The following is a 19,413-nucleotide window of genomic DNA, read 5'->3' as shown; positions in this document are numbered from 1 at the left end:
GCTGCCGTGTCCAGGGCGCAGACAACGGCCCTGCCGCCGACCGATGCTGGGCGGGCGAAACCCCGAACGACAGGAGGGAGGTGCACAGAGATGACGAAGATCGAGACCGTCGAGGCCGTGGAGGCCGGCGAGATCGTGGTCGAGGAGGTCCCCGCGTACGCGTTCGCGCGACTCCAGGGCTGCGGCGACTAGCGAATCGCCCCGGGGTGGGCGGTATCGCCCACCCCGGTTCACCTCACCAGAGAGACCACCCACCCGGTTGACATCACCGAGGGGAAGAAGCAGGTTGACCGACACGATCACTGAAGCCCTCCACGTTCCGGCGCACGTCGAGCTGGTCCGCGGTCCCGACGGCCGGTGGCTGGCCGACGACCTGCTGACCAACCGCCGCTTCGCCCTCGACGCCACCACCCTCAAGGTGCTGGTGTCGGTCGCGGCCGGCGCCGACGCCGCCGGGCTCGACCCCGAGCGGCTCGCCCGGCTGGCCGCGCTCGGCCTCGTACGGCGTGGCACGGCCTGGTCCGAGGAGCTGCGCCGCGGCTGGCGCGCCCGGAACTGGGAGGCGGCCGCCCGCTATCACGTGGCCACCTTCGACTATCCGTTCCTCGACTACTCGGCGGCCAAGGGAGGCTTCGCCGTCGACCGACAGCAGATGGGCGAGTTCCGGCAGATCGAGCCGGACATGAACCGGGTGAAGAGCTATCCGGGCGCCGAGACGTTCCCACTGCCCCGCCCGTCGGCCGGCCTGCTGGACGGTCCGGTCGCCATGACGCCTGAGACGGCGCGCCAGGAGCCGCCCCCCGACGCGCTGGCACGGGTGCTGTCGATGGCCTTCGGCGCCATCGGCGAGATCCACTACGACGTGCAGCCCGCGGCGCCCGCGCTCCGGCGGACCAGCCCGTCGGGAGGCGCCCGGCACCCCTGCGAGGCGTACCTCTACAACCTGGGCTTCGAGGAGTTCCCGGCGGGCGTCTACCACGTGCACCCGACGGAGCCGCGGCTGGAGTCCGTCGCGGAGGTGCCGCCCGAAGAACAGCTCGCCGCCCAGTTCCAGGCCACGTGGGTGCGCGCCCCGTTCACCGTGCGCGCGATCGTGGTCGTCACCTGCGTGTTCGAGCGGAACATGTACCGATACCGGGAGCCCAGGACGTTCCGCACCGTCCACATGGACGCCGGGCATCTCGCCGCGACCGTGGAGCTCGCCGCGCGCAGCCTGGGGCTGCGCACGTTCACCCAGTACCGCGACAGCGAGCCGCTCGTGGAGGCGCATCTCGGGCTCCACCACCTGGAGGAGGGCTACCTGCTTTCGGTGGGGCTCGGCAGATGGGAGGAAGCACCATGACCGACCGTGTGATCGACGACGTGGACATCGTGCCCGGCACCCGGATCAGCATGCTGGACGGCGAGCTCACGGTCGCCAACCCGGAGACCGGGCGACGCTTCCGGGTGTCGGCGCCGGCGGCGCACGCGCTGCTCGACGACATGGTCCCGGATGGGCTGCGCCCCCTCGGCGAGCGCCCCCGGGACGCGAGGACCCGCGCCGGAGTGGACCACTGGGTCGCCCGCGGCTGGGACCTCTGCCTGGACTACTACCTGGCTTCCCGCGGAATCGTGTACGCCGACCGTGCCGATGCGGACGACTCGGTCCGGCGCGGCCTCATGGAGCGCGCTGTGGCGGACGAACCCGTGCCGGCACGCAAGGACGTGCCGGGTGACCGCATCGGGCTCCCGCCCGCCGGCCCGCTCCCGGCCCGCGGCCTCGGTGAGGTGCTGCTCGGCCGCCGCTCGGTACGCCGGTACCGGACCGGCGCGACCACCGCCGACCAGGTGAGCCAGTTGCTCCACCACGGCCTCGAACCGGTCAGAAGGCTGCGCGACGCCGTGAACACCCCGCTCGACCTGCTGCTGAAGAGCTTCGGCTCGGCCTTCGACGTCTACGTCGCCTGCTATGACGTCAACGGGATCGAGCGCGGCGTGCACTACTACGACCTGGCCGCGCACGCGCTCGTCCGGTTGTCGGAGATCCCCGAGCTGGAGCAGGAGGACTGGTTCTGGGGCATGCCGGGGCCGCGTACGGCGGCGGGGACCGTGGTGCTCGTGGCCGACTTCGCGCAGTGCAGCTACCGCTACCCGCACGAGCGCGCGTTGCGTGACCTGTATCTCGAAGCGGGCAGGATCGCCCAGCGGCTGATCGTCATGGCCGGTTACGCGGGGCTCGGCACCGTCGTCACCCCCGCCGTGCGCGACACCTTGGTCAACGCGCGCTTCGGGCTGGATCCCGCGCGCGAGGCCGTCGTCTACACCGTCACCTTCGGCGTGGACGGGCGGCAGTGATGCTCCGGCTGCACCAGGCGTGGGAGACCAGGGTCCCCGCGGAAGGAGGCGGCATCCTGCTGTCCGATCTGCGGACGGGGCGGCTGCTGCGGCTCCGGGGCGACACGGCCCGCTGGCAGAGCCTGTTCCGCCTGCTCGGCGAAGGGGCGGACGAGCAGGACCTCGGCGACGTCCTGTGGCCCGCCGCCCGGGTGGCGCTCGACTACCTGCGCGACGAGGGGGCGCTGGTCAGCCGCGAGCTCGGGGTGATCACGGACGCCGCCTTCGATCGGCAGATCCGCTTCTTCGACCTGTACGAGACCGGCGAACTGTCCGGGACCGACCTCCATGAACGCCTCCGGGACTCCCGGGTCGTGCTGGTCGGGCTGGGCGGCTACGGGGTCTGGCTGGCTACGCTCCTCAGCCGCATGGGAGTGCGGGACCTCGTCGGCGTCGATGACGACGAGGTCGAGCTGTCCAATCTGCACCGCCAGTTCCTCTACACCCGCGACGACGTCGGCCGGCACAAGGCCGCGGTGTGCGCCGAACGCCTGGAGAGCTTCACCCCGGTCGTCGAGCGCGTCACCGACCCCGGCCGCTTCGCCGAGCTTGTCTCGGGCGCCGACCTCGTCGTCAACGCCTTCGGGTACGGCCTGCCGGACGAACGGCACGAGCACCCGCGCACCTTCCACACCGTGGCGCGCGGCTGCGAGCTGGCGGGGACACCGTCGCTCACGTTCGGCGGGTCCTGGCACGGCCCGCTCCGGGTGCCCGGCACGGCCGGAGCCTGCGCCGGATGCCTGACCATGACCGAGCCCTTCCGATCACGGCTGGTTCATCATCCTCGGCCTGTGCTGCGTTCGCCGGCCCCCGCCATGCCCGCCCGGCTCGGCATCAACGCCTCGATCTGCGCGTGGGAGGCCGCGCGCCACCTGTCGGGCATGGGCACCCCGCTCCGCTCGGCCGCCGCGGTGCTCGACACGATCGACTACACCACCATGCGCCTGGTTCCCCTGGAACGCGTCGCCGGCTGTGTGGTGTGCGGTGAGTAGCGTCGTCGTGGGGGAGGCCGCCGCCGTCGTGGCCCTGCGCGGGATCGCCTTTTCCTACCGCGGTGGTTCGGGGGTGCGCGACCTCGACCTGACGGCCTCGCCCGGTGACATCGTCGCGCTGCTCGGCCCCAACGGCGCGGGCAAGACCACCACCATCAAGATGCTCGCCGGCCTGCTGCTTCCCTCTTCGGGCGAGATCCTCGTGGACGGACGCTCCAGGGACGTGCCGGCGCTGCGCCGCCTGGTGGGTTACGCGCCCTGCGGTGAGCGCGGACTGTATCCACGGCTGTCCGCCCGCGACAACCTCCGGCTGTTCGCAGCCCTGCACGGTCTGTCCCGGAGCCTGACCCAGGAGCGTGTCGCGGCCACGCTCAGGCAGGTCGAGCTGGACGGCGTGGCGGACAAACCGGTCAACGCCCTGTCCCGCGGGATGCGGCAGCGCCTGCACATCGCCAGGGCCCTGCTGCACCGCCCACGGCTGCTGCTGATCGACGAGCCGACCCTCGGGGTCGATCCGGAGGCGGCGCGCGGTGTCCGCCTGCTGCTCAAGAGCCTGGCAGCGGACGGCGCGGCCGTCGTGCTGGCCACCAACTACCTGCCGGAGGCGGCCGACCTCTGCTCACGACTGGTGGTGCTACGGGACGGGCGCAGCATCTTCTCCGGCCCGCCCGGCCGCCTCATGGAGGTCTGCGCCGGGCGCACGGTGTCGGAGACGTTGCTGCGCACCGGCATGACCGACGAGCAGGTGGCGACGGCACTCGGCGGCCTCGGCACCGTGCACGTCGTCCGGCGCGGGGAGTTGTGCCTGGTGGAGGTGCTGGCCGGGGAGAACGAGGCGCCCGACGGTGAGCGCATAGCCCGGTTGCTCGGCGCCCCGTCTCCGTCGTGGCACGCGGTGCGCGCGCCCAACCTGGAGGACGCCTACTCCTGCCTGGCCCGGGAGAACACCGAATGATCCACTTCCTGCGCATCTGCGCGATGGAGATGAAGCTGGCACGCAGCAGCTGGTCGGAGTCGTTCGCCGTGGTGGTGGAGCCGACCGCGTACGCGTTGATCATCGGACTGCTGTTCAGGGGCGCCGACCCCGGCAGGGCCGCACTGGCCGTCCTGGGCGCGGGCATGATGGGCGCCTGGACGAGCGTGCTGTACGCGGCGGCGTCCAGCCTGCAGACCAGCCGCCAGATGGCGGTCCTGGAACCGCTCACGGCCACTCCGACGCCGCTCTACCGTGTGACGGCCGCCGCCTCGGTCAGCGCCGCCCTCCTCGGGCTCGTGCCGGTGGGAGCCGCCGGGCTCATCGGCCACTTCGTGTTCGGCCTGCGCATGACGCCCGCCGATCCGGGCACGTTCGCACTCGGGCTCGCCCTGTTCTTCCTCGGCCTCGTCACGGTCGGCATGCTGATCGCGCCACTGTTCGTGAGCTACCCCCACGCCACGGCCCTGGCCAACGTCGGCGACTACCCCGCCTTCATCATCGGCGGGCTCCTGGTTCCCGTCACCTTCCTGCCCGCCTGGGTACAACCGCTTTCCTACCTTTTCCCGCCCTCATGGGGCGTACGACTCATGCAGGACAGCCTGCCGGGCACAGCCGGAGGCGTCGTTCTTCCGGTGACCCTGGCCCTGGTCTCCTGCACCGTCGCGGCTGTCGGCGGGGTCGCGCTCATGCGCAGGCTCGAAGCGGCCGCTCTGCGTTCGGGAACGCTGGGAGTGATCTGATGAGGAACGCGTGGATCTCCGGCTGGCTGAGCGCCCGCGCCCTGTTCCACTGGCTGGCCCCCGCCGCCTACCTGCCCTCCCTGGTGATCAGCCCTGCCCTGCACGTGACCTTCTTCGGCCTGGTCATCACGTACTCCGGCCGCGATCCGATGAGCGGCGTCACCGCGCTCATCCTCATCAACGCCGCGGTCGCGGGCCTGTACGGCGGCCTCATGGTGGTGAGCGGCGACCGATGGCACGGCACACTCGAACCGGTCGTGCAGACCGGCATGCGGGCCGGGACGCGGCTGCTGGGCCGCCTGGTGCCGATCATCGCGTACGCGAGCGCGACCAGCCTCATCCTGCTGATCGGCGCTGCCCTGTCGCAGATCGTCACCTTCGCGGACGCGGGGCGGCTTCTGGCGGTCGCCCTGCTCGCGACAGCGGGAGCGGCCTCGGTGTCGGCGCTCGGCCTGCTGGTCGGCACGCTGGGACTGCTCCTGCGCGACGCCTTCGTCTGGGGAAACGTACTGATCCTGCTGCTCCAGGCGACCTCCGGCGCGTTCCTGCCCCGCCAGGAACTGCCCGAGCCGGTGCGTCTCGCGACCTCCGTCCTGCCGCTGGGGCACAGCGTCGAGGCGGCCCAGGCCATCGTCGGGTCCGGCGTGTACGACGCTCTTCTCAGTGGCATCGTGGCGGAGCTGGCGATCGCGGTGGTCCTGGGCGCCCTGTCCGCGTTGATCTCGCGGCGGCTGGAGATCGTCGCCATGCGCACCGGTCGTCTGGGGTTCACCTGATGCGGATCGATTTCGGCTCGATCCGCCACCTCCACGTGGCCGACGGGGACGGGGTCAGCCCGGGGGTGCTGGGAGGCGGCATCAGCAGGTGGGACCCCGGGACGGCGACGCTGGTCTCCGCCCCGGCACACGAACTGAGCGGGGAGCCGTCGCTCGTGGCGGCGGCACGGGAGGCGGCCGCCGAGCGCTTGCTGACCGGCTGGGACGACGTGCTCGCGGAGGCGTCCGCCGCTGTCGGTCCGCCGCACCGGATCGTACTGACCTGCGGCAGGACGCTGACCCGGAGCACCGGACCGCTGCACCGGCAGGACTTCGCGCGGGTCCGGGTCGTGGCGCGGCTCGCCGACGGCACGGCGGCCTGGCGGGCGGTGACGCTGCCCGACCCGGACGTCACCGACGCGAACAGGGACGCGCTGCTGGCGGCCGTCACGGCGCCGTTCCCGGAGCGCGCGGCCCGGCCGGCCACGCCGGCGCCGACGCTCACCGGCCGGCCGGTGCTGCTGCGCGAGGAGGCGGCCTGCTACCTGGCGCACGAGATGCTGGGACACCTCTTCGAATGGTCGGAGGCCAACGCGAGGAGGGTCGACCGCCTGGGAGAACTGTCCCCGCTCATCACGCTGACCGACGATCCCGCCGGACCGTCGTACGTCAGCTACACGCGTGACACCGAGGACACGCCCGTGAGCGAGCCCACCGCGCTGGTGAGGGATGGGCAGGTGCTCGGATTCCTCCGGGCGCGGCGGAGCGGCGGCCGGCCGACCGGGCACGGGCGGCGGCAGGACTACTGCTTCCCGCCGCTCACCAGGATGGCGGCGCTCCGGATGCACCCGGGCAGCGGGGTCACGGAGGCGTCGATGGTGGTGAACGAGGTCGTGCAGGGCCGGATGTACGCCGAGCGGGGACTGGCCGAGCTCGACGCCCTGTCCACCGCCGGGGCGGTCCGGCTGACGTTCCGGCTGGACCAGGTGCTCACCGACGGCCTCCTCGGCGTGGGGACGACGACCACCACGTCGGTGCACTCCTGCGGCAAGGACGGACAGGAGGTCAACGTGGTCATCACCGCCCCCGACCTGCTGGTCCTGGGCAACGCCCGCCCTTTGTGAAGCACGCGGCCTCTGAAGCTCCCGGCTCGCCGAAGGGCGTCAGAGCCAGCCGCGCCGAGCTGCCTTGACGCCTGCCTCGAACCGGCTGCTCGCCTCCAGCTTGGCCATGACCTCCGACGCCAGCCTGCGCACGGTCCTGACGGAGATCGCCAGCTTCTTGCTCACCACCTCGTCGGTGTGCCCCTCGGCGAGCAACCGCACGAGTTCGCGTTCCCGGGGCGTCAGCCCCCGGTCATCCCTCGGCGCCGGCTCTCCCCAGGGCGTCGCCGCAGACCAGACCTGCTCGAACAGCGCGCGCATGGCCTCCACCACCCCGCGATTGCGCAGCTCCAGCACGCCGCCCTCCCCGTCGGCCGGATCCACCGGCACGAGGGCGCTCTCGTCGTCCACGATGAACGCGCGCGCCGGAACCCGGGGCGCGGTCCTGCTCTCCGCCCCGCGCAGAGCCAGTTGCCGAGCCTGATACTGGACGGCCGGGCGGTTGAGCAGGCCGTCCTGATAGACGATCCGCACGGCCACACCCCGCCTCAGCAGCCCTGGCTCCAGCGGCAGGACGTCCGTCGGCTGCAGGAACAGCATCTGGTGCCGGGCCGCTGCCGCCAGCTCAGCCATCCGGCCGTGCACCTCGTCCCACCGGTCGAACCGCTCGACCACCTCGAAGGCGGGCTCCCGGGCGTCGGCGCACGCGGCCGCCCAGCTCAGCGCCGCCCGTGTCGCCTCGATCCTGCGCAGTTGCCGGTCCAGCTCCACCCGCCCCCGGGCCACCAGCGCGGGTATCTCCCGTGACACATCGAGATCCACGAAGTCCCCCTTCGCCCCGAACACACTCGCCATGCATCGCAGAACGAGGTATAGCCGACCCTGTTATGGAACGGCTTTAACCACCGGAGCCCGGCCGGGACGATCCGTCCGGGCCGAAAGCGCGGCGAAAGCGGGGTGCCGTAGCGGCGGGGGACCGCGGGTTCCTGCCGCCCCGGTCACGACCGCTGAGGATCGGCTGTGCGACCCGATCGCGGGCGGGCCCCGAAGCCGGCTCAAGCGGAGCCCATACGGCGGAAGTATGGAAAAGCGAGGGCTCCCCGTGCCCGGCGATCGGTGCTGATCTGAAGGTGTTCTCCCACCCGACCGTGAGGAGCCTCCGTGAAGATCCGCAGCTTGTCCGGCGCAGCCCTGGTCGCGGCGGCGCTGGGCGCCGCCGCGCTGGCCGGGGCGGCGCCCGCCTCCGCATCCGTGGCCGAGGCCACGCCGGCCTCGGCCGGAGGTCACGCCCTCGCGCCGGTGCCGCCGGACTGGTACTGGTCCAGCCGCTACGACACCCTGGCCGCCTGCGAGGTGGCCTTCGAGGACGCCGCCGTGAACGGCCAGTACACCGGGCTCGCCCCCTGCCGGTGGTACCAGGACCGGTACCGGGCGGCCGGTTACTACTTCCTCATGTACATTCCCTGACCCCGGGTCAGGGCCAGTCCGCCGAGGGCCGCGCCCGCCAGTCCGAGGGTCAGGGCGACGGCTCCGCCGAACACGCCGTTGCCGGTGCCGAGCCCGCCGTCGGCGACGGCCAGGTTCGCCGCGCCGTTGAGCCCGCCGGCCAGCCCCAGGACCAGGGCCGCGACGGCTCTCCTCCGCCCGCCGCCCGACCGGCGGGCGGAGCGCGGGGCCGGCAGGCCGGCGATCACGCCGGCCAGCGAGACCAGCGCCGCCACGCTGGCCCAGACGCGCTGCGGGGTGCCGAGGAAGGTGTCGATTCCCTGGCCCGCGCACTCCGCGGCGGACGTGCAGACGGGTGAGGCCGCTTGGGCGGCGAGCACCGACAGGACTGACATGGAGTTCTCCTCCGCTTTCCCGCGACCGGACGTCAGAACTATGTCCGCCGGCCCCGCCGCCGGTCATCCCGCCGGCGGAGACATCTCTCCCTGCTGCGGATGCCGTACGGCCGCGGGATCTACCGCGTCCGCGGCAGTCCGGGAAGCGCCGTCGCGTGAGGGCGGGGCAGGGCGCGCACGGCCGAGACGATCAGCGCCAGGCACAGGAGCAGCAGCGCCGCGCTCTGCGCGGTCAGGGTGATCGTGAGCGGCTGCGCCGGGGCGACGTCGATCAGGAAGTGCGGGGAGCGCGCCGCCATCAGCGGCACCGCGACGACGGCGAGGGCCAGCCGCCGGGCCGGGGCGGTCCCGCGTAGCAGGCTCACCAGGCCGGCGACCAGGAGCGCCGCCGTGGCCACCCCCTGCGGGTCGAGCCAGCCGGCAGCCCACGCGGCCGCCGCGTCCGTCCCGCCTCCGAGGCCGGTGACGGTGAGCACGGCGGCGGCGTACGCGACGGTCAGCCCCAGCGGCAGGGCGGACAGCGGCGGGGAGCGCCGCACCGGGGCGTCCCGGTGGTAGGCGGTCAGCAGGGCCGCGACGGGCACCACGGTGACCAGCAGGTGAGGCGCGGAGTCGACGAGCGATCGCGGCCAGGTGAAGGCGTCGACCCCGAACATGACCAGCACGTACAGCAGTCCCAGGCCGGCCAGGAGCTTGGCCGCCCGCACCCTGCCGAGCGCGAGCGTGGCGAAGGCGGCGATCCACACCAGGCTCTCGGCCGCCGACACGAGCTCCGGCGCCGCCCCCCGGGGCGTGAGGACCGGCGACTGCCCCGGCAGCGGGCCGAGCACCTGCACGGAGAAGGCCAGGCCGATCCAGCCGATCACGGCCTGGTAGCCCAGCCCGAGCAGGGCGGCCAGCCTGACGGCGTCGCCGACGGCGCGGGAGCGGGGGGCGGCGCCGATGCCGCCGACCCTGATCCTGATCGCCAGTGCGGCGATGGAGACGACCTCGCCCCAGTCGGGCTGCGTGCCGCGCTCGCCGTGGGCGTGGCGAGCGCCTTCGAGGAAGGCCTCGACCATCTCCTCCTCGCGCTCGGCCCGGTAGGAGGCGGGCAGCATTCTGAGGGCGAGGCGGTAGCGCTCCTCCAGGAGGGTCATGCGGGACCTCCGGCGGTCGAGGGGCCGATGGTAAAACCGCGCCGCCGGGCGCCGAGGCGTTCGGCGGCGAGCCGGAGGGTGCCGGTCAGCCTGGCGAGCTCCGCCGTCAGTGCCGCCTCGCCCTGCTCGGTGATGCGGTAGTAGCGGCGCAGGCGGCCCGAGTGGGCCTCCTCGTGGTCGAGCTCCACCAGGCCGTCGGCGGTCAGGCGGTCGAGCACCCCGTACAGCGACCCGATCTTGAGCTGCACGGTGCCTTCGGACAGCCGGTCCACCTCCCGCACGATCCCGTAGCCGTGGCGCGGCTCGTCCAGGAGTGCCGTCAAGGCCAGGAACATCGGCTCTGTCATAGTCACGCGGCCATCATAACTTGCGAGGCAAGATATGCGAAAGGTCATGGCTTCTCGCGGGACCTGCGCACGGCCGCCGCCGCCAGGACCAGCAGGAGGACGAGCGCGAGCAGGAGCGGGCCCGGCCCGAGTCCGGCCACCCAGCGGGCCAGGGCCGCCTGCACCTCCGTCGCCGCGCCCACGATCGGGTCGCGCGCGTCCTGCCCGGCGAGGACGCGCAGCTCGTACCAGCCGTAATAGAGCACGTACAGGCCCGCGAGGGCGAGCAGGCCGCCGCTGACCCGGGACACGTACGGCAGCACACGCCGCAGCCGGGCCACGACGGCGGCGCGGGCGAGCGCCACCGCCAGCGACAGGACGGCGACGATCAGCCCCATGCCCAGCGCGTACGCGGTGAAGGCCGCCATCCCGCCGGCCACGCCGCTGCCGGACAGCGCCGCCGAGGTCACCGCCAGGAACGGGCCGGCCGTGCACGACAGCGAGGCCACCGCGTACGACAGGCCGTAGCCGTACAGGGACAGCGGCGAGGTGGTGGGACGGCCGGTGGGCAGGCCCGGCAGGCGCAGCACCAGCTCGCGGCCGGACAGCAGCCACAGGCCCAGCCCGGCCAGCACCGCCCCGATGACCAGGGTCGCCCACGGCAGCCGCCCGCCCACCGAGACCGCCAGCACGGTCACGACCAGCCCGAACAGGCCGAAGATCGTGACGAACCCGGCGGTCATCGCCGCCGCGAGGACCAGCGCCTGGCGGACGGGCGCGGCGCTCCGGCCGGTGATCAGCAGCGTGAGGTAGGCCGGCAGCATGGCGAAGCCGCAGGGATTGAACGCGGCCACCATCCCGGCGGTGAGCGCCAGAGCCAGCGGCGCCTCGGACAGCGACGAGGACAGGGACACGGCGGGGCTACCGGGTGGCCAGGGCGCGCAGGTGGGTCTCCAGCTTGTCCTGGCCGAGCGGGCCGGTGACCTTCTGCGTGGAGCCGTCCGGTCTCATGAACACGAAGGTGGACTGCTCGCTGACGCCCAGCTTCGTCCAGAGCGCCCCTTCGGCGTCGGACAGGTGCACGAGGTCACCGGTCCCCGTGCGCCGGACGAACTGCTTCATCGCCGCCTCGGTGTCCAGGCCGGCGACCCCGACGACCGTGACGTCGCCGTGCCGGGCGGCGGCGGCCTTGACGGCGGGCGCGTCCGACAGGCACTTGGGGCACCACGGCGCCCAGAACCAGAACGCGACGGGCCTGCCCGCCAGGCTCTCACCCTCGAACGGCTCGCCGTCCAGCGTCCGGGCGTCGAAGCGTAACGCGGCGGGCGCCGAGGACGCGCTCCCGGGCCCGGCGGGGGAGGCCGCCGGGGCCGAGGTCCTCATGGCCGTGTCTCCCGTGTTCCCCATGTCTCCGGGCTCGTCCCGCATGCCGGTGCCGCACGCGGCGGCCAGCAGGGCGAGCGCCGCCATCGCGGCGGCCGCGCTTCGCACGTTGCTCATGCCGGTCACCCTAGGAGCGCGCGGCGGCCCGATTCCTTACGAGGCGATGACGGCCCGCCCGGTTCAGGCGGGCTGCGGGCTGTCGTGCGTCCCGACGTGCGCGCCGACGTCGTCGGCGTCCGCCACCTGGAGCACCACGTCGAGCAGTCCAGGGAAGCGGACGTCCAGGTCGGCGCGGCGCAGCCGCACGAAGCAGCGGGTGCCCTCCTGCCGGGTCCGGGTGATGCCGGCGTCGCGCAGCACGCGCAGATGGTGGCTGAGCGTCGACTTGGCGACGGGCGCGCGCAGCTCGCCCCAGCCCCGCTCGCGGCCGTCGGCCAGCACGCGCACCAGCCCGACGCGGATCGGGTCGCTGAGCGCGCCCAGCACCGCGACGAGGGTCATCTGCTCAAGCTCGGGATGCTGCGCCTGCTTCACGATCCCATGCTACCTTGTTCGACGTTTCACGAACAACGAACAAAGGAGTTCATGGTGGACCAGCAGCCCTGCGCGGACCTCACCGGCAAGGTAGTCATCGTCACCGGCGCAGGCTCGGGCATCGGCCGGGCCGCCGCCCGGGAGTTCGCCCGCGCCGGAGCCCGCGTGCTCGGCGTCGCCCGCCGCCTGCCGACGCTGGAGGAGACCGCCGACGGCCACCCCGGCATCGCCGTCCACGCCGCCGACCTGCGCGACCCGGACGCCTCCCGGCAGGTCGTCGAGGCCGCCGCCGACCGGTGGGGCGCCGTGGACGTGCTGGTCAACAACGCCGGAGCCACCAGGAGGATGCCCCTGGCCGAGGTCACCGCCGACGGCGTCGCCGACCTGTTCGCCCTCAACGTCACCGCGCCCAGCCTGCTCGCCGCCGCCGCCCTGCCGCACCTGCGCGCCACCCGGGGCGTGATCGTCAACGTCTCCAGCACCTACGGCCACCGGCCGCTGCCCGGCGCCGCCCACTACGCCGCCTCCAAGGCCGCACTCGAACAGCTCACCCGGAGCTGGGCGCTGGAGCTGGCCGCCGACGGCATCCGCGTCAACGCCCTGGCCCCCGGCCCCACCGAGAGCCAGGCCCTGGCCGCCGCCGGCCTGCCGGACGACGTCGTCGAGCAGATCAAACGGGACGAGGCCGCCCGCATCCCGCTCGGCCGCCGCGGCGCCCCCGAGGAGGTCGCCGCCTGGATCGTCCACCTCGCCACTCCCGCCACCGCCTGGGTCACCGGCCAGGTCCTCACCGTCGACGGCGGCCTCGAACTCACCTGAGCCGCCCCTGCCGCCCCGTCGCATCGCCCGCACGGCGGCGTCTGTCGCCCGGGCGGCGCTGCTGTTAGGGTGAGCGCGGTGCGCCGGGAAGCCTGGTCGGCAAGATGTTCTCTGTCCCGACCGGAGGTGCCCGATGATCTTCCCTGCGCGGTGTCCCTGATGGGCGTGCTGCTGACCGCCTTCGCCTGCGTGCTCCTGCTCGCCGTGCTGCTGTCGAGCCTGGCCCACCGCACCATCCTGTCCACGGCCGCGCTGTTCCTGGTGGCCGGGTTCGTGCTGGGCGACGGCGTGCTCGGCGTCGTGTCGCTGAGTCCCGGCGACGACCTGGTCGCCACGCTCGCCGAGCTGGCCCTGTTCACCGTGCTGTTCACCGACGGCATGCGGGTGGGCTGGACCGAGCTGCGCAGCGCCTGGCGGCTCCCCGGACGGGCGCTGGGCTGGGGCCTGCCGCTCACGCTGGCCATCACCGCGCTCGGCGCCCACTACCTGCTCGGCCTCGGCTGGGTCGAGGCGCTGCTCATCGGCGCGATCCTGGCGCCCACCGACCCGGTGTTCGCCGCGGCCCTGGTCGGCAACGACAAGGTGCCGCCCCGGCTGCGCCAGTTGCTGAACGTCGAGTCCGGCGTCAACGACGGCCTGGCGCTGCCGTTCGTGATCGTCTTCCTGGCCGTCGCGGCGGGGTCGCACGATCTGCACCTGGGCGAGCTGGGGTTGGAGCTCGGACTGGGCATCGTCATCGGGGTCGCGATCCCGTGGGCGGCGATCAAGCTGGAGCGCACCCGCTGGTTCGCCGCGTCCACCGCCTACGAGCCGCTCAACGCGCTGGCCATCGGCCTGCTCGTGCTCGCCGTCGGCAAGGCCACGCACGGCAACCTGTTCCTGGCCGCGTTCTCGGCCGGGATCACCGTGGCCACGTTCGGGCCCCGGCAGCGGGAGTCGTTCGAGCACTTCGGCGAGCTCATCGCCGAGGTGTTCAAGCTGGCCGCGCTGCTGGTGTTCGGGGCGCTGATCACGCCGGCGCTGCTCGGCGCGGTCGGCTGGGCCGGCTGGCTGTTCGCGGTGCTCGCGCTGGTGGTGGCGCGGCCGGTGGCGATCTGGCTGTCGTTCCTGCGCTCGGGGCTGTCGGTGCGCGAGCAGGCGGCCGTGGCCTGGTTCGGGCCCAAGGGCTTCGCCTCGGTCGTGTACGGGCTGCTCGTGCTCGGCTCCGGCATCGCGGTCGCCGAACCGGTGTTCCAGTACGTCGCGGTGACCATCGTGGTGTCGATCCTGCTGCACTCCTCGACCGACATCGTGGTGGCCCGCTGGTTCGACGACGAGCGCGAGGTCCCCGCCTGGCACACCGCCGTGACGCGCCGCATCCGCCGCCCATGAGCGCGCCCGGCGCCCTGCGCGGGATCCCGGGGCCGGGTCAGCCGTTCCGCTGCTGCCAGCGGTGCAGCAGGCCCGGCAGCTCGCTCAGGAGGAACTGGTAGAAGTCGCGCATCCGCGCGAGCCGGACGTGGGCCGGGTCGCCGGGGGCGGTGGTGGCGATGCCGGTCTCGGCGGCCTCCAGCATGGTGTGGACGACGGTGTTCTGGGTGGAGAACAGGGTGGGCCAGGCGTCGTCGCGCAGCCGGTAGTGCTCGCGGCGGCTGCCGGGGGCGGGCAGCCGCTCGATCAGCCCGGTGGAGAGCAGCGCCTTGACGGCGCCGGACACGGAGCCCGCGCTGACGCCGAGCCGGTCGGCGATGTCGCCCATGGTGACCGTCTCCGCGCCGGTGAACAGGAAGACCGCCAGGGCCCGGGCCGACATGCGCTGCAGGCCGCCCTCGGTCAGCACCAGCGCCAGCCGTTCGGCAGCCTCCCACCGTTCCCGCTCGCTCACCGCGTCACCTCCGGAGATCAGAATAGCCGAGCCCATGAAACTTCAGAAATTTCAGAATTTTGGGTAATGTGACGGTATTCGCCCCCGCAGCGGGGCGACGGTGTGCCGGGAAGCCTGGTCGGCGAACGCAGCAGTTCCTCCGAGCAGGGAGCACCGATGAAGGTCCTCATCCTCACCCACGGCACCCGCGGTGACGTGCAGCCGTACGCGGCCCTCGCCCTCGCCCTGAGAACGGCCGGCCACGAACCGGTCCTGGCCGCGCCGGCGGCGATGGCGTCCCTGGCCGAGCCGTACGGGCTGGCGTTCGCGCCGGTCCATGACGGGCCGAACACGCTCATCGACGACCCCGAGATCCTCGAGGCGATCGAGACGAACTACCGGGGCCTGCGCGGCAAGAAGGTCGCCCTGCGCGTCATGCGGCGCAGCAAGCCGCTCATGGCCCGGGTCTTCGACGACATGGCGGACGTGGCGGAGGACGGCGCCGACCTGGTGGTGCACGCCCCGGGCATCCCCGCTCAGCACTTCGCCGAACGGCTGGGCGTGCCAGCGGTGCCCGCCACGATGCAACCGGTCTGGGTGCCGACCGCCGCGTTCCGCAACCCGATGATCCCGGTGCCGCTGCCCCGGTCGCTGAACCGGGCGTCGTACCTGCCGATCAAGCTGATGCTCCGCTCGTTCGGCGGCGTCGCCGACAGGCTGCGCGCCGGACGGCTCGGCCTGCCGCGCCGCCGGGGCCGCCATGACATCCTGCGCCGCCCCGACGGCCGCCCGGCCACGGTGCTGCAGGCGTTCAGCACCAGCTTGCTGCCCGGCGGGCTCGACTACCCGTCGTGGGTGCACACCACCGGCTTCTGGTTCCTTCCCGCCGCCTCCGGCTGGTCGCCGCCGCCGGAGCTGGCCGCCTTCCTGGCGGACGGGCCCCCTCCCGTGTACGTGGGCTTCGGCAGCATGGCGGGCACCGATCCGGTACGGGTCGGCCGCGTGGTCACCGAGGCCGTCCGGCTGGCCGGGGTGCGCGCCGTGCTGGCGACCGGCTGGGGCGGGATGCGGACCGGAGACCTGCCCGAGGCGGTGTTCCCGCTGGAGCAGGCTCCGCATGACTGGCTGTTCCCGCGCATGGCCGCGATCGTGCACCACGGCGGCAGTGGCACCACCGGGGCCGCGCTGGCCGCGGGCAGGCCGCAGGTCCTCTGCCCGTTCGTGGCCGACCAGCCGTTCTGGGCCGCCCGCGCGCACGCCGCCGGGGTCGCCCCGGCCCCGCAGCCGCAGCGCCGCCTCACCCCGCGCGGCCTGGCCGAGGCCATCCGCCGGGCCGTCACCGACCGGGGCCTGGCCCGCGCCGCCGCCCAGACCGGCGAGCGCGTCCGCGCCGAGAACGGCGTCCAGCGGGCGGTCCAGATCCTGGAGACCCTGGCCTGACCGGGGGACCGCCGCCTACTGGACGGATGGTCACGTACGCGTAGATTGACTGCTGAAGGCTGCTGCGGGTTCACGGGGACCGCGCCGACCGGCCGTTCCGGGTGGCGGACCGGCCGGATCCCGGGCGCCAAGGCTGCGAGGAGGATCCGGGATGAAGCTGATCCGGCTGGCCGAGATCGACGCCTCGATGATTGGCCTGGTGGGCGGCAAGGCCGCCGGGCTCGGGGAGATGATCAGAGCGGGGGAGCGGGTCCCCGACGGCTTCTGCGTGACCGTCGAGGCCTACGCGAGCGGGCAGGTCCCGCAGGAGGAGCTGGCCCGCGCCTACGAGCGGCTCGGCGGCGGGAAGGTGGCGGTGCGGTCGAGCGCCACCGCCGAGGACCTGCCGCACGCCAGCTTCGCCGGCCAGCAGGACACCTACCTGGGTGTCGAGGGCCAGGACGCGCTGGCCGAGGCCGTCCGCCGCTGCTGGGACTCGCTGCACACCGAGCGCGCCGTGGCCTACCGGGCGAACGCCGGCATCGAGGACGCGGCGATGGCCGTCGTGGTGCAGCGGATGGTCGACCCCGAGCGCGCCGGGGTGCTGTTCACGGCGAACCCGATCACCGGCCGGCGCACCCAGATGGTCGTCGACGCCGCGGAGGGCCTGGGCACCGCGATCGTCGACGGCACCGTGGTGCCCGACCACTACGAGTTCGACGACGACGCCCCGCAGACCGGCTGGCTGGAGGAGCTGCGCGCGGCGGGGCTGCGGCTGCGCGAGCACTTCGGCTCGCCGCAGGACGTCGAGTGGGCCCTCGACCGGGACGGCGTGCTGTGGTTACTGCAGTCCCGCCCGGTCACGACGCTGTTCCCGGCGCCGCCCGCGACCGCCGACACCCGGCTCTACCTGGAGTTCGGCCACATCCAGGGCATGCTGCGGCCGATGACGCCGATGGGCGTGTCGATGCTCAGGACCGGCGCGGGCCTGTGGTTCGAAGCGGCCGGAGCCAGGATCGACCGCCGCGATCCGCTGCCCCGGATGGTCGCGATCGGCGGCAGGCTCTACTTCGACCTGACCGACTTCCTGCGCAGCAGGGCGATGCGCGACCGGCTCGGCACGTCCTTGGAGGTGTACGGCCCGCGCGTGCAGGGCGCCGTGCGGCGGATGCTGGACGACCCGCGCTTCGCCCCGCGGCCCGGCCTGCCGTTCGACGTGCGCGCCGTGGTCAAGGGGGTTGTGCGCATCGCGCCCCGGGCCGTCGCCGGCGTGGTCGCCGCGCTGGCCTGGCCGGACGCCGCGCGGGGCCGGGCCTATCGCGGCGTCCGGCGCATCAGACGGCTGACCGTGCCGCCCGGACCGGACGCGAGCGCCGCCGAACGCCTGCGCTGGGTGGCGGAGGACTCGCACCGGCCGATCATGACCCTGGACATGCAGGGCATCGTCTGGCCGCTGACCGCCGGGATCGTGGCGGGCACCGTCCCCTCCGCCCTGCTCGACGGGGTGGCGAGCGAGGAGGAGCTGGACACCGTCCTCGGCGGCATGCCGTACAACGTGACCACCGAGATGGACCTGGCCCTGTGGCGGCTCGCCGTCAACGCACGCGAGCACCGCGAGCTGTTCGCCGGCACCCCCGCGCCGGAGCTCGCCGCCCGCTACCGGGACGGCGACCTGCCCGACATCGGCCTGGCACAGTTCCTGGAGAGGTACGGCCTGCGGGCCGCGGCCGAGATCGACGTCGGCATGCCGCGCTGGGCGGAGGATCCGGCGCCGCTGTTCGCCACGATCGCCAACTACCTGCGGGTCGGCGATCCCGAGCAGGCGCCGGACCGGCGCTTCGAGCGCGCCGCGGATCGGGCGGAGCGGACGCTCGCCGCGCTGGCGCGGCGTGTCACGCGCGGGCGGCCGGTCCGCGGCAGGGTCGCGGTCTTCCTCATGCGCAGGTCCCGCGAGCTCACCGGGCTGCGCGAGCTGGGGAAGTTCGCCTGGCTGATCCCGCTCCAGGCGGCGCGGGAGCAGCTGCTGCTGGCCGGCGCGGAGCTGTTCGAGCGGCCGGACGACATCATGTTCCTCGACCTGGCCGAGGCCCGCCAGGCCGTCCGGGGCGCGGACCTGCGCGAGGTGATCGCGGCCCGGCGCGCCGCGTACGAGCGTGAGCTGCGGCGGCCCAGCGTCCCCGGCGCGCTGCTGTCCGACGGCACCGACGTGGAGGCGCTCGCGCCGGCGGTCCAGGCGGGCGACGGGGTGCTCACCGGCATGGCCGGGGCGGCGGGCCGCGCGACCGGCCGGGCGCGGGTAATCCGCGACCCGGCCGGCGCGTACATCGAGCCGGGCGAGATCCTGGTCGCGCCCACCACCGACCCCGGCTGGACGCCGCTCTTCCTGACGACGGCGGGCCTGGTCACCGAGACGGGCTCCCCGGTCGCGCACGGCCCGACCGTCGCCAGGGAGTACGGCATCCCGGCCGTCATCTGCGTACGCGACGCCACCCGCGAGATCAGGACGGGCCAGCTCATCACCATCGACGGCGCCGCGGGCACCGTGCGCATCGAGGAGGAATGAGCCCCAGGGCCGCTCAGGAGACGGCGGCGGCGGGGTGCGCGTGGACGGCGCGGGCCAGGATGCGGTGCACGTAGCCGGCGTCAGCGGGGGCGTTGTCGATGAGGATGGCGGTGCACAGGCCGTCGGCGGCGGCGACGACGGCGGCGACGGCCTCGGGGTCGTCGGTGAGGGTGGCGGCGAGCTCGCCGATGTCCTGCCGCCAGCGGCGGGCGACGGGCGCGAGCGCCGGGCGGCGAGCCGCCAGGGTGGACAGCTCGCGCTCGGCCAGGGCGTGGTCACGGCCGGGGCCGCCGGACTCGGCGATCAGCTCGGCCAGCGCGCGGAGCTTGTCGCCGGGGCCGTCGATGATCTGGCGGATGCGCCGGGTGTAGGTGTCGGCGACGCTGGACAGGGCCGCGACGAGCAGGTCGTCGAGGGTGGCGAAGTAGTAGGTGCTCAGGCTGGTGGTGATGCCGGCCTGCTTGGCGACGGTGCGGTGGGTGACGCCCGCCGCGCCCTCGCGCGTCACGACGGCGAGGGTGGCCTCGATGATCTCGGCGCGGCGCCGGTGGCCCCGGGCCTTGCGGCCGTCGATGTGCCCGCTGTCGTCGTTCATGCACCCCTCCCG

The 19,413-nt window shown here is 73.7% G+C and carries 21 protein-coding genes; 12 read left to right on the top strand and 9 right to left on the bottom strand.

The window, feature by feature from the left end:
- The first annotated feature begins 286 nt into the window (after positions 1-286).
- Genes AB0J53_RS31480 through AB0J53_RS31450 form a run of 7 tightly spaced genes read left to right on the top strand, consistent with a single transcriptional unit; the run spans position 287 to position 6,960 of the window.
- Positions 287-1,342 (top strand): SagB/ThcOx family dehydrogenase, encoded by a 1,056-nt coding sequence (locus AB0J53_RS31480; protein WP_364179176.1) that lies wholly within the window; start codon positions 287-289, stop codon positions 1,340-1,342.
- Positions 1,339-2,334 (top strand): SagB/ThcOx family dehydrogenase, encoded by a 996-nt coding sequence (locus tag AB0J53_RS31475; RefSeq protein ID WP_364179174.1) that lies wholly within the window; start codon positions 1,339-1,341, stop codon positions 2,332-2,334. The genes AB0J53_RS31480 and AB0J53_RS31475 overlap by 4 nt, the downstream gene beginning before the upstream one ends.
- Complete coding sequence (locus AB0J53_RS31470) at positions 2,334-3,365, top strand: ThiF family adenylyltransferase (protein WP_364179172.1); 1,032 nt, start codon at positions 2,334-2,336, stop codon at positions 3,363-3,365. Before AB0J53_RS31475 ends, AB0J53_RS31470 begins: the two co-directional genes overlap by 1 nt.
- On the top strand, positions 3,358-4,320 hold the full coding sequence (locus AB0J53_RS31465) for an ABC transporter ATP-binding protein (protein ID WP_364179170.1): 963 nt from the start codon (positions 3,358-3,360) through the stop codon (positions 4,318-4,320). The genes AB0J53_RS31470 and AB0J53_RS31465 overlap by 8 nt, the downstream gene beginning before the upstream one ends.
- Positions 4,317-5,081: an ABC transporter permease gene (locus tag AB0J53_RS31460; protein WP_364179168.1), complete on the top strand. Its 765-nt coding sequence runs from the start codon at positions 4,317-4,319 to the stop codon at positions 5,079-5,081. Before AB0J53_RS31465 ends, AB0J53_RS31460 begins: the two co-directional genes overlap by 4 nt.
- Positions 5,081-5,857 (top strand): ABC transporter permease, encoded by a 777-nt coding sequence (locus AB0J53_RS31455; protein ID WP_364179166.1) that lies wholly within the window; start codon positions 5,081-5,083, stop codon positions 5,855-5,857. Before AB0J53_RS31460 ends, AB0J53_RS31455 begins: the two co-directional genes overlap by 1 nt.
- Positions 5,857-6,960: a metallopeptidase TldD-related protein gene (locus tag AB0J53_RS31450; protein WP_364179164.1), complete on the top strand. Its 1,104-nt coding sequence runs from the start codon at positions 5,857-5,859 to the stop codon at positions 6,958-6,960. The genes AB0J53_RS31455 and AB0J53_RS31450 overlap by 1 nt, the downstream gene beginning before the upstream one ends.
- Positions 6,961-6,999: 39 nt before the next feature.
- Here AB0J53_RS31450 and AB0J53_RS31445 read toward each other — a convergent pair whose 3' ends face one another.
- A complete protein-coding gene (locus AB0J53_RS31445; protein WP_364179162.1) occupies positions 7,000-7,761 on the bottom strand; it encodes a LuxR C-terminal-related transcriptional regulator in 762 nt (253 codons plus the stop codon).
- Positions 7,762-8,100: 339 nt separating this feature from the next.
- On the opposite strand from AB0J53_RS31445, the gene AB0J53_RS31440 reads away from it, so the two are divergent.
- Positions 8,101-8,406 carry a hypothetical protein gene (locus AB0J53_RS31440; protein WP_364179160.1) on the top strand — a complete coding sequence of 102 codons (306 nt, stop codon included), beginning with the start codon at positions 8,101-8,103 and terminating at the stop codon, positions 8,404-8,406.
- Here the strand turns inward: AB0J53_RS31440 and AB0J53_RS31435 are convergent.
- The 6 genes from AB0J53_RS31435 to AB0J53_RS31410 all read right to left on the bottom strand — a co-directional run bounded on the left by AB0J53_RS31435 (position 8,382) and on the right by AB0J53_RS31410 (position 12,162).
- Positions 8,382-8,780: a DUF6223 family protein gene (locus tag AB0J53_RS31435; RefSeq protein WP_364179158.1), complete on the bottom strand. Its 399-nt coding sequence runs from the start codon at positions 8,778-8,780 to the stop codon at positions 8,382-8,384. The two genes, AB0J53_RS31440 and AB0J53_RS31435, sit on opposite strands and share 25 nt — an antisense overlap.
- A gap of 119 nt (positions 8,781-8,899) precedes the next feature.
- Positions 8,900-9,919, bottom strand: coding sequence for a hypothetical protein (locus AB0J53_RS31430; RefSeq protein ID WP_364179156.1), 1,020 nt, complete (start codon positions 9,917-9,919; stop codon positions 8,900-8,902).
- On the bottom strand, positions 9,916-10,266 hold the full coding sequence (locus AB0J53_RS31425) for a helix-turn-helix transcriptional regulator (protein WP_364179227.1): 351 nt from the start codon (positions 10,264-10,266) through the stop codon (positions 9,916-9,918). Before AB0J53_RS31425 ends, AB0J53_RS31430 begins: the two co-directional genes overlap by 4 nt.
- Before the next feature lie 44 nt (positions 10,267-10,310).
- Positions 10,311-11,159, bottom strand: coding sequence for a cytochrome c biogenesis CcdA family protein (locus AB0J53_RS31420; protein WP_364179154.1), 849 nt, complete (start codon positions 11,157-11,159; stop codon positions 10,311-10,313).
- 7 nt (positions 11,160-11,166) lie between these two features.
- Complete coding sequence (locus tag AB0J53_RS31415) at positions 11,167-11,745, bottom strand: redoxin domain-containing protein (protein ID WP_364179152.1); 579 nt, start codon at positions 11,743-11,745, stop codon at positions 11,167-11,169.
- Between the two features lie 63 nt (positions 11,746-11,808).
- The gene (locus tag AB0J53_RS31410) at positions 11,809-12,162 is read right to left on the bottom strand and encodes a metalloregulator ArsR/SmtB family transcription factor (protein WP_364179150.1); all 354 of its coding nucleotides are present in this window, start codon (positions 12,160-12,162) and stop codon (positions 11,809-11,811) included.
- Between the two features lie 51 nt (positions 12,163-12,213).
- On the opposite strand from AB0J53_RS31410, the gene AB0J53_RS31405 reads away from it, so the two are divergent.
- The gene (locus AB0J53_RS31405; RefSeq protein ID WP_364179148.1) at positions 12,214-12,981 is read left to right on the top strand and encodes a glucose 1-dehydrogenase; all 768 of its coding nucleotides are present in this window, start codon (positions 12,214-12,216) and stop codon (positions 12,979-12,981) included.
- A gap of 159 nt (positions 12,982-13,140) precedes the next feature.
- Positions 13,141-14,352 (top strand): cation:proton antiporter, encoded by a 1,212-nt coding sequence (locus tag AB0J53_RS31400; protein WP_219509465.1) that lies wholly within the window; start codon positions 13,141-13,143, stop codon positions 14,350-14,352.
- A gap of 37 nt (positions 14,353-14,389) precedes the next feature.
- Here AB0J53_RS31400 and AB0J53_RS31395 read toward each other — a convergent pair whose 3' ends face one another.
- Positions 14,390-14,845, bottom strand: coding sequence for a helix-turn-helix domain-containing protein (locus tag AB0J53_RS31395; protein WP_364179146.1), 456 nt, complete (start codon positions 14,843-14,845; stop codon positions 14,390-14,392).
- 156 nt (positions 14,846-15,001) lie between these two features.
- Between AB0J53_RS31395 and AB0J53_RS31390 the strand changes: the two genes are divergently transcribed.
- Both AB0J53_RS31390 and AB0J53_RS31385 read left to right on the top strand, forming a co-directional pair.
- Complete coding sequence (locus AB0J53_RS31390) at positions 15,002-16,264, top strand: glycosyltransferase (RefSeq protein WP_364179144.1); 1,263 nt, start codon at positions 15,002-15,004, stop codon at positions 16,262-16,264.
- Between the two features lie 151 nt (positions 16,265-16,415).
- Entirely contained in the window at positions 16,416-18,806 is a 2,391-nt protein-coding gene (locus tag AB0J53_RS31385) for a PEP/pyruvate-binding domain-containing protein (protein WP_364179142.1), read from the top strand.
- A 13-nt stretch (positions 18,807-18,819) separates the two neighbouring features.
- On the opposite strand, the gene AB0J53_RS31380 is transcribed toward AB0J53_RS31385, so the two are convergent.
- Positions 18,820-19,401, bottom strand: a complete 582-nt coding sequence (locus tag AB0J53_RS31380) for a TetR family transcriptional regulator (RefSeq protein WP_364179140.1) — start codon at positions 19,399-19,401, stop codon at positions 18,820-18,822.
- Positions 19,402-19,413: the final 12 nt, after the last annotated feature.

The sequence above is a fragment of the Nonomuraea sp. NPDC049725 genome, assembly GCF_040674795.1.
GTDB lineage: Bacteria > Actinomycetota > Actinomycetes > Streptosporangiales > Streptosporangiaceae > Nonomuraea > Nonomuraea ceibae.
The sequence above is the reverse complement of the archived record's forward strand: the minus strand, read 5'-3'. Positions and strand labels throughout refer to the sequence as shown.

Excerpts from the sequence above, each read along its gene's own strand:
- AB0J53_RS31470 (WP_364179172.1), top strand. The coding sequence starts at position 2,334 with ATGCTCCGGCTGCACCAGGCGTGGGAGACCAGGGTCCCCGCGGAAGGA.
- AB0J53_RS31435 (WP_364179158.1), bottom strand. The coding sequence starts at position 8,780 with ATGTCAGTCCTGTCGGTGCTCGCCGCCCAAGCGGCCTCACCCGTCTGC.
- AB0J53_RS31475 (WP_364179174.1), top strand. The coding sequence starts at position 1,339 with ATGACCGACCGTGTGATCGACGACGTGGACATCGTGCCCGGCACCCGG.
- AB0J53_RS31425 (WP_364179227.1), bottom strand. The coding sequence starts at position 10,266 with ATGACAGAGCCGATGTTCCTGGCCTTGACGGCACTCCTGGACGAGCCG.
- AB0J53_RS31450 (WP_364179164.1), top strand. The coding sequence starts at position 5,857 with ATGCGGATCGATTTCGGCTCGATCCGCCACCTCCACGTGGCCGACGGG.
- AB0J53_RS31455 (WP_364179166.1), top strand. The coding sequence starts at position 5,081 with ATGAGGAACGCGTGGATCTCCGGCTGGCTGAGCGCCCGCGCCCTGTTC.
- AB0J53_RS31385 (WP_364179142.1), top strand. The coding sequence starts at position 16,416 with ATGAAGCTGATCCGGCTGGCCGAGATCGACGCCTCGATGATTGGCCTG.
- AB0J53_RS31430 (WP_364179156.1), bottom strand. The coding sequence starts at position 9,919 with ATGACCCTCCTGGAGGAGCGCTACCGCCTCGCCCTCAGAATGCTGCCC.
- AB0J53_RS31460 (WP_364179168.1), top strand. The coding sequence starts at position 4,317 with ATGATCCACTTCCTGCGCATCTGCGCGATGGAGATGAAGCTGGCACGC.
- AB0J53_RS31380 (WP_364179140.1), bottom strand. The coding sequence starts at position 19,401 with ATGAACGACGACAGCGGGCACATCGACGGCCGCAAGGCCCGGGGCCAC.
- AB0J53_RS31390 (WP_364179144.1), top strand. The coding sequence starts at position 15,002 with ATGAAGGTCCTCATCCTCACCCACGGCACCCGCGGTGACGTGCAGCCG.
- AB0J53_RS31415 (WP_364179152.1), bottom strand. The coding sequence starts at position 11,745 with ATGAGCAACGTGCGAAGCGCGGCCGCCGCGATGGCGGCGCTCGCCCTG.
- AB0J53_RS31405 (WP_364179148.1), top strand. The coding sequence starts at position 12,214 with ATGGTGGACCAGCAGCCCTGCGCGGACCTCACCGGCAAGGTAGTCATC.
- AB0J53_RS31400 (WP_219509465.1), top strand. The coding sequence starts at position 13,141 with ATGGGCGTGCTGCTGACCGCCTTCGCCTGCGTGCTCCTGCTCGCCGTG.